We start from the raw sequence: 7,792 nt of genomic DNA on the forward strand, positions 1-7,792 counted from the left end.
GGAATCGCCTTCTTTGGCCCTCACGATACCGATGTGATCGTAATGGGCCCCGAGAAGCACAACCTCGTCCCTCAAATCCGGGTCACTCCCCCTCACCACCCCTACCAGGTTGTATGCGGCAGGTTCAAAATTGTCCAGAGTGTCCTGAAACACTGAGTAATAGGGCTCCAAGCCGTATCCCTCCATCGTTTTTGCAATATAGGAGGCGGCCTTCCCGATCCCTTCCGTTCCGGCCTCCCTTCCCCGGAGATCATCCGAAGCCAGCAGGTTCATATGTGTACCTATGGACAGAGCCGATGAGAAATCAGCCACATCTATGGCTGTGTTCTTTGAGGTTCCGCATCCGGTGAACACCCAGGTTACAAGCAGAATTGCCAGATTTTTTTTCATCGATATATGGAATTAGTCAGAACAAAAAAAGCATTCAAAAATGAATTGAATGCTTCTTTACCGTTGCTGATTACGATCATCTTTGAGATTACGCCAGCATGGTTACCGGGTTCTCTATGTATTCACGCAGGGTCTGCAGGAATTGAGCTCCTGTGGCGCCGTCCACAGTCCTGTGGTCACAAGCAAGGGTAAGTTTCATCGTACTTCCAATGGCGAGCTGCCCATCCCGGACCACGGGTTTCTCAACAATGGCTCCGACAGACAGGATGGCGCTGTTGGGCTGGTTGATTATGGAAGTAAATTCCAGGATCCCAAACATCCCCAGGTTTGATACAGTAAAGGTACTGCCTTCCATTTCAGCAGGGGTCAGTTTCTTGTTCCTCGCTCTTCCTGCCAGGTCCTTGACAGCGGCTCCGATCTGAGTCAGGCTCATCTGATCTGCAAATTTCAGGACTGGCACAACAAGACCGTCCTCAACAGCCACGGCCACTCCAACGTGAACGTGTTTGTTGTAACGCGTGGTATCCCCGTTCCAGGTAGTATTTACCTGAGGGTGTTTTCTCAAAGCCAGGGCACAGGCCTTAACGACCAGGTCATTGAACGATACCTTGGTATCGGGCAGGTTGTTGATATGCTCCCTGGATTTCGCCGCATGGGTCATGTCTACCTCAATGGTCAGATAGTAATGCGGTGCCGTGAATTTGGATTCGCTGAGTCTCTTGGCGATCACTTTCCTCATCTGGGAATTCTTGACCTCTTCCGAACCTTCCTCCCCTGTGGGCAACAAGACGGGTTTTGCAGGAGCAGCAGCCTCAGTTGCCTGGGCAGCAACAGGTGCGGGCTTCGCCTGTGATGGCGTATAATTTTCTATATCCCTCTTTACGATACGACCCTGGTCTCCCGTACCTTTCACGGCATTGAGGTCGATCCCTTTGTCTTCAGCCATTTTTCTGGCCAGAGGAGAAACAAAGATCCTTTCTCCATCATTGGTGACAACGGGTGCGGGTGCACTTTCAGCCGGCTGCTGGTCGGTTCCTGAAGAAGTCTCTTCCTCCTGTTCCCCTGCAGCCGCTGCAGTGCCCTGACCTTTTTGATTCAGCACGGCTTCCACATCTGTCCCGGCTGGGCCGATGACAGCCAGCACTTCGTCTACCGGGGCAGATTCTCCTTCCTGTATCCCTATATAGAGCAGCGTTCCGGAGTAGAAGGATTCAAATTCCATGGTGGCCTTATCGGTTTCGATCTCGGCCAGGATATCTCCTTCCTCAACGTCGTCACCCACTTTCTTTAACCAGGTGGCAACCGTTCCCTCTTCCATGGTATCACTCAACCTTGGCATTTTTACGATCTCCACTCCCTTGGGTATCTCGGCGGATGAACTTTTCTCAGTCTTCACCTCAGGGGATTTGGACTCCTCCTTCGGCACTTCTGCATCCCCTGCAGGGGTATCAGATTCCACCTTGGCAGTGCTTCCGTCAATCAGGGCAGAAATATCCTCCCCTTCTTTCCCGATGATCGCCAGAAGTGAATCGACAGGGGCACCCTCTCCTTCGGGAATGCCTATGTGAAGCAACGTACCCTCATGGAAGGACTCGAACTCCATGGTAGCCTTGTCTGTTTCGATTTCGGCGAGAATATCCCCTTCATTTACCTGATCTCCAACCTTTTTTAGCCATTTGGCCACGGTACCTTCTTCCATGGTATCACTAAGCCTGGGCATATTTATGATCTCTGCCATCTCTTTTTAAATTTTGTGTTCGACAAACGGGTAATTCTCCTGCTCGTAAACCACATCGTACAGCTGTTGAGCCGGCGGGTAGTCCGATTCCTCAGCAAATTTCTCACACTCTTTCACCAGTTTCTTCACCCTGTCATCTATCTCCTTGATCTCTTCATCGGTGGCGTATTTCTTTTCCTTGATGACATTGAGTACCTGGGTGATGGGGTCGATCTTCTTGTACTCCTCCACCTCTTCCTTGGTGCGGTAATGCTGTGCGTCAGACATGGAATGCCCCCTGTACCTGTAAGTTTTCATCTCAAGGAAGGTAGGTCCGCCCCCGCTTCTGGCCCGTTCGATAGCCTTGTGCATTTCCTCGGCCACAGTTACAGGATCCATACCGTCAACGGGGCCGCAGGGCATTTCATAACCCAGACCGAGTTTCCAGATCTCCGTAGAATGGGAGGTCCTGGCTACGGAGGTTCCCATCGCATATCCGTTGTTCTCACATATAAAGACTACCGGCAACTGCCAGAGCATGGCCAGGTTGAAGGACTCGTGCAAACTCCCCTGTCTCACCGCCCCGTCACCCATATAACAGAGTGTTACGGAATCCCTCTTGAAGTATTTATCGGCAAATGCCAGACCTGCCCCCAGGGGGATCTGACCTCCGACGATCCCATGTCCGCCATAGAATCTGTGTTCTTTCGAAAATATGTGCATGGAGCCGCCCATGCCTTTTGAAGTACCGGTGACCTTCCCGTATAATTCTGCCATCACCTTCCTGGGATCCACACCCATCCCAATAGGCTGAACGTGGTTTCTGTAGGCAGTGATCATCCTGTCCTTGGTTAGGTCCATGGCGTGCAGAGCTCCTGCCAGTACCGCTTCCTGTCCGTTGTATAAGTGAAGAAAGCCGCGCACTTTTTGCTGGATGTAGACCGCAGCTAGCTTGTCTTCAAACTTTCTCCAAAACAACATGTCCTCATACCACTTCAGGTAGACTTCCTTGGTAATTTTTTTCATTAAAATGAAATTTATTCGATTGTCTTAACCCTCGCCGGGTGTTCCCGTGAGAGGAATTTTAAAGAAAGTCAAAAATACACATAATTATAATAGAGAAAAAGATTTAGGAAAAAAGCTTATCACCCGGTTCCGGCCGCAATTTGGCACCCTCACACGCTTATTTTTTTGAGGAAGTTCAGAGAAATTCCCTACCGAACGCCAACGGCAATAGCCCCTGTATGGAAGGGCATTTATACACCTCGCCGGATGCCCCCATAAGCAAAAGTTCAATGGGCTTTCTCTGTTTGTTCTCGTATTCAAAAATAGACTGACGGCAATTTCCGCAAGGAGCTGCGGGCTTAGCCAGGGGTTTTGTTTCGGAGCCCGCTGCTATGGCTATCTTCATTACAGCCAAACCGGGATATCTGGCCCCTGCCTGGAAAACCGCTACTCTTTCTGCGCAAAGCCCTGAGGGGTAGGAAGCGTTCTCCTGATTGTTGCCCACGACTACCTCTCCGTTTTCCATCAGAACGGCAGCTCCCACTTTGAAATTGGAGTAGGGCGCGTAAGCATCTTCCCGGGCCTTCCGTGCCCGATTCATCAATGCGGCATCTTCAGCGGAGAGTTCTTTTTCAGAATCATAAACCGTCAATTCGAGGGATAGAGTTTCTTTTTTCATGACCTAAAGATACAATTCCCTGAATCCTTCGCATAAAAAAACCTGCCGGGCAGCAGGTTGTAATTATATTCAGGAATTTCTAGTTATTGATGAATTCCTCACCCAGGTTAAAGGTAAGGGAAAAACGAAGGGTGTTCTCCAGGGGATTCCTGATCTGGGAAGAAGAGAAAAGATACGACAGGTCTATCTGGGCAGCCTTAAAGATAAATCCGGCGCCGAGGGAAAAGAACTTCCTCGATCCCTTGTCCTCGCTTTCGTTAAAATAGCCTGCACGGACCATAAAGGATTGCTGGAAGGAATACTCGGCACCCAGCGCCCAGGTCATTTCTTTCAGTTCTTCGCTAAAGCCGTCAGGGGCATCCCCAAATGATTCAAACACTCCTTTCAGGAAACCGATCTGCTGGTACTGGTCGTTGTCTTCCGAATCCACATCCCCGTCATTATCGAAATCCCTCGGGGTCGGGACAAGTAATTTATTGAATTCTGCAGTGATCCCCAGCGCATTGTCCTGATCGAATATAAAATCGAACCCGCCTCCAAATCTGAGGTTGGTGGGAAGGAAATTTTCCTGTCCTCCCTCGTCGTACTGTATCTTACCTCCGAGGTTTGACAGGTTGAAACCCGCTCTCCATCGACCGTTAAAATTGTCATACGCAATTTCATCAGACCGATAGTATCCAGCGACATCTACCGCGAAGGAACTGGCAGCCTGTGAATCCACGTTGCTGATCTCGGGCAGCCTGAGGTTCGAGCGGATAAATCTACCGGCCACTGCCATAGAGAATTTATCACTGAGTTTCAGGGAATAGGAACCGTCTAAAGCCAGTTCATTAGGCTTGGCTAAAGTTCCAGGGTCATTGGCGAATTGCCTGAGTTCAATCTCCCCCAGCGTAAAGTAACGAAGGGAAAAGGCAAAGGCGCTTCGTTCATTGATCTTGTTGTAGAAACTTCCGTTGAGGAGGGAAATATCGGTAATGATACTTTCCAGGTAAGGAGTATAACTCACCCCGATGCCCATTTTCCTTTCTGCAAATGCAAACTTTGCCGGGTTCCATTGCTGTGAGAATGCATCCACGGAAGTGGCTACTCCCATATCACCCATACCGGCCGCGCGGGCATCTGCGGCAATGGTCAGGAAAGGTACTGCTGTGGTGATCACCCTGTCTTCCTGGGCCAGGCCTTTACAAACAAAAAGCAACAACAAAATGCTTACTAATTTTCTCATAATTACCTCTTAATCGATCATTTTAAACCCTGTCGAATTTCAATTCTTCGGGACGTTTATCCTGGAATCGCAAGTATTGTGAGTCCTCTAATCGTCCCTTGAGTAGTTGGGTTCCCATGTTTTGTACATGTGGTTAACGGTCAATTTAAAAATATCTTGTGCAGTCAAAGCCATTATTTTACTTCCGTCCCCTTGCAAAAAAGATGCGTTTTATCGATTGGGATTCGAGATTCTTAGGCCGTGCATCCACCCAGGTAGGATTTAACACCCCTGACAGTAAAGAAAAGGAAATACTCATAATATAATGTTATTTGTTCCGTTATGAATTTGTATTACCGGCCTGAAACTCTTTGAGCAAAGGCCTTGAAGAAATTTTGAGCCTGTAAAATATTATAGGTAAATCGTCGTTCTAGTAGCCGGAAATACTGTGAAATCAAGTAAACCCGTCCTTCCCGTATAGCGGAAAGACAAAACCTAAGAAAGTCCTGTAAGGATCAGGTTTCGGAAAGAGAATGGAGAATCGGAACAAACTTCTCTGCCGGAATCTGAAGAATTATTAAATCAAAGATCAACAGATGAAAAAACAATTTATCAAAGTTGTACTCTCTTGCACCGTGCTCGTGGCAGGTTTTACAGCCACCAGCTGTAAAAAGTCCTCAAGTTCCAAAAACGTATCCAGGGCTACCGGGTGGAAGATCAATGCCAAAGAAGGTGGCTTTCAATACAATTCGGATTTTAAGGAGCAGGAAACGTCTCCCGGTCTTGTATTTATTGAAGGCGGTACCTTTATTAAAGGTAAGGTCCAGGACGATGTAATGCACGACTGGAACAATACACCCACCCAACAACACGTACAGTCCTTTTATATGGATGAGACCGAGGTGACCAACGTTATGTACCTGGAGTACCTCGATTACCTCAAAAGTGTCTATCCTCCGGAAAATCCAAAGTATGCCAATATATACAAGGGTGCTCTTCCGGACACTCTGGTGTGGAGAAACCGACTTGGCTTTAACGAGACCATGACGAACAACTATCTCCGCCACCCCGCCTATGCCGAATATCCTGTAGTAGGTGTGAACTGGATTCAGGCTACTCAATTTGCCGAGTGGAGGACAGACCGGGTCAATGAGGCCGTGCTGGAGCGGGAAGGATATCTGGCAAAGGATGCAAAATACCAGGCTGTGACCGGTGAGATCGCAGGCACGTTCAGTACAGAAGCTTACCTCAACCGCCCAGAATCTGTTTATAACGGGCAGATCGACTCCCTCCAGGGCAACAAGAAAAAAGATTCCGTAGCAGTATTCGCCAAACGAAGCACCGGGATCATTACCCCGGAATACAGACTTCCTACCGAAACAGAGTGGGAATATGCAGCTCAAGCCTTACAGGGTACAAGGGAATACAATAATTACAGGGGGAGAAAGAAATATCCCTGGGAAGGAGAATACACCCGGAACGGACAGCGGGTTGGCCGAGGCGATCAGCTGGCTAACTTCAAACAAGGCAAAGGAGACTACGGCGGGATCGCCGGATGGTCTGATGATGGCGCCGATATCACAGCTGAAGTGAAATCGTATAAACCCAATGATCTTGGACTGTACGATATGGCCGGAAATGTGGCAGAGTGGGTTGCCGACGTGTACAGGCCCATCGTTGATGACGAGATCAGCGACTTCAACTACTACAGAGGAAATATCTATACGAAGACGGCTATCGGGGATGATGGCAAAGTGGAGATCCTGAGAGACAGTATCGTATATGATACCCTGCCTAACGGAAAAGTAGTTGCTGTAAACCTTCCCGGAGAGATCCTGATGGTGCCAGTGGACGAAAATGAGACCTACCTGAGGACCAACTTCTCTGAAAGCGATAACCGCGCTTACCGCGATGGTGATGCCGGTTCTTCCAGATTCTTTGATCGCTTCAGCGATGAAGAGGACAAAGAAAATCAACGCAAAATGTACGATTCACCCAAGCATGAGGTAAAGAGAGACTCTCTTGGTAATATTGTAAGAGGCTATGATACCAGCAACAACCGGACCACCCTTATCAATGACGAAGTGAGGGTATACAAAGGAGGATCATGGAGGGACAGGGCCTATTGGCTGGATCCTGCCCAACGCAGATTCCTGCCCCAGTATATGGCCACAGATTATATCGGATTCCGATGCGCCATGTCCAGAGTAGGTTCCAAATCAAAGTCCAAGAACAAAACAGTTCGCGGAAAGAAAGTGAAATAATTCATCCCACCATACAGGACGTAAACCCCGGCTCAATTGCCGGGGTTTTTTTATGCCCACCTTTTTTAAGCGCCTTGTTTATCATATATAATTTAGAGAGAGGACTGGAAAGATCGATGTGAGCCCTATTTCATGAAAATATGCCGAGAATATCTAAGGCCTTATGGTTAGTTTTTATCAATACATGTTAGCTCACAGCTTGCACCCCGAAATCCAAACTGCCGGATAACTGATTATAGCCCTTCACTTTACCCCTAGTCTCAGCCTAAGGGATCCGGAAATGGTCATTCATTGCTCAGGCAGGCCGAAAAACTACTGAGATTCTAACTGTAATTATTGCCGATATTATTACTATTATGTATTCGATAAATAGCTCTTTTATTAGGTTTATTAACTATAATTATTCGCTTTTTTAGTATATCATATACTATTTTTTGTGCATTTCATCGACATTTTAATGCATTTCATCGAATGATTATACTAATTTGTAAGAATCCCCTTTCTAGTATCAGTCGGATGGAGAAATAAGTAAA

The 7,792-nt window shown here is 47.8% G+C and carries 5 protein-coding genes and 1 pseudogene; 1 reads left to right on the plus strand and 5 read right to left on the minus strand.

All coding sequences use genetic code 11. From position 1 onward, the window contains the following. The 5 genes and pseudogenes from ABYP73_RS09510 to porV form a co-directional block, all read right to left on the minus strand. Window positions 1-390: pseudogene (locus ABYP73_RS09510) on the minus strand (peptidase M28); the annotation flags it as partial. Window positions 391-478: 88 nt separating this feature from the next. Then, a complete protein-coding gene (locus tag ABYP73_RS09515) occupies window positions 479-2,128 on the minus strand; it encodes a pyruvate dehydrogenase complex dihydrolipoamide acetyltransferase (RefSeq protein ID WP_372974156.1) in 1,650 nt (549 codons plus the stop codon). A 6-nt stretch (window positions 2,129-2,134) separates the two neighbouring features. Further along, window positions 2,135-3,133: a pyruvate dehydrogenase (acetyl-transferring) E1 component subunit alpha gene (gene pdhA, locus ABYP73_RS09520; protein WP_372944968.1), complete on the minus strand. Its 999-nt coding sequence runs from the start codon at window positions 3,131-3,133 to the stop codon at window positions 2,135-2,137. A gap of 175 nt (window positions 3,134-3,308) precedes the next feature. Beyond that, window positions 3,309-3,791, minus strand: a complete 483-nt coding sequence (gene cdd / locus ABYP73_RS09525) for a cytidine deaminase (RefSeq protein ID WP_372944969.1) — start codon at window positions 3,789-3,791, stop codon at window positions 3,309-3,311. Between the two features lie 79 nt (window positions 3,792-3,870). Continuing rightward, the gene (gene porV, locus ABYP73_RS09530) at window positions 3,871-5,016 is read right to left on the minus strand and encodes a type IX secretion system outer membrane channel protein PorV (protein ID WP_372974157.1); all 1,146 of its coding nucleotides are present in this window, start codon (window positions 5,014-5,016) and stop codon (window positions 3,871-3,873) included. A 575-nt stretch (window positions 5,017-5,591) separates the two neighbouring features. On the opposite strand from porV, the gene gldJ reads away from it, so the two are divergent. Continuing rightward, complete coding sequence (gene gldJ / locus ABYP73_RS09535; protein WP_372974158.1) at window positions 5,592-7,259, plus strand: gliding motility lipoprotein GldJ; 1,668 nt, start codon at window positions 5,592-5,594, stop codon at window positions 7,257-7,259. Window positions 7,260-7,792 lie beyond the last annotated feature (533 nt).

This window comes from Muriicola sp. (genome assembly GCF_041567615.1).
In the GTDB taxonomy this organism is placed as follows: domain Bacteria; phylum Bacteroidota; class Bacteroidia; order Flavobacteriales; family Flavobacteriaceae; genus Muriicola.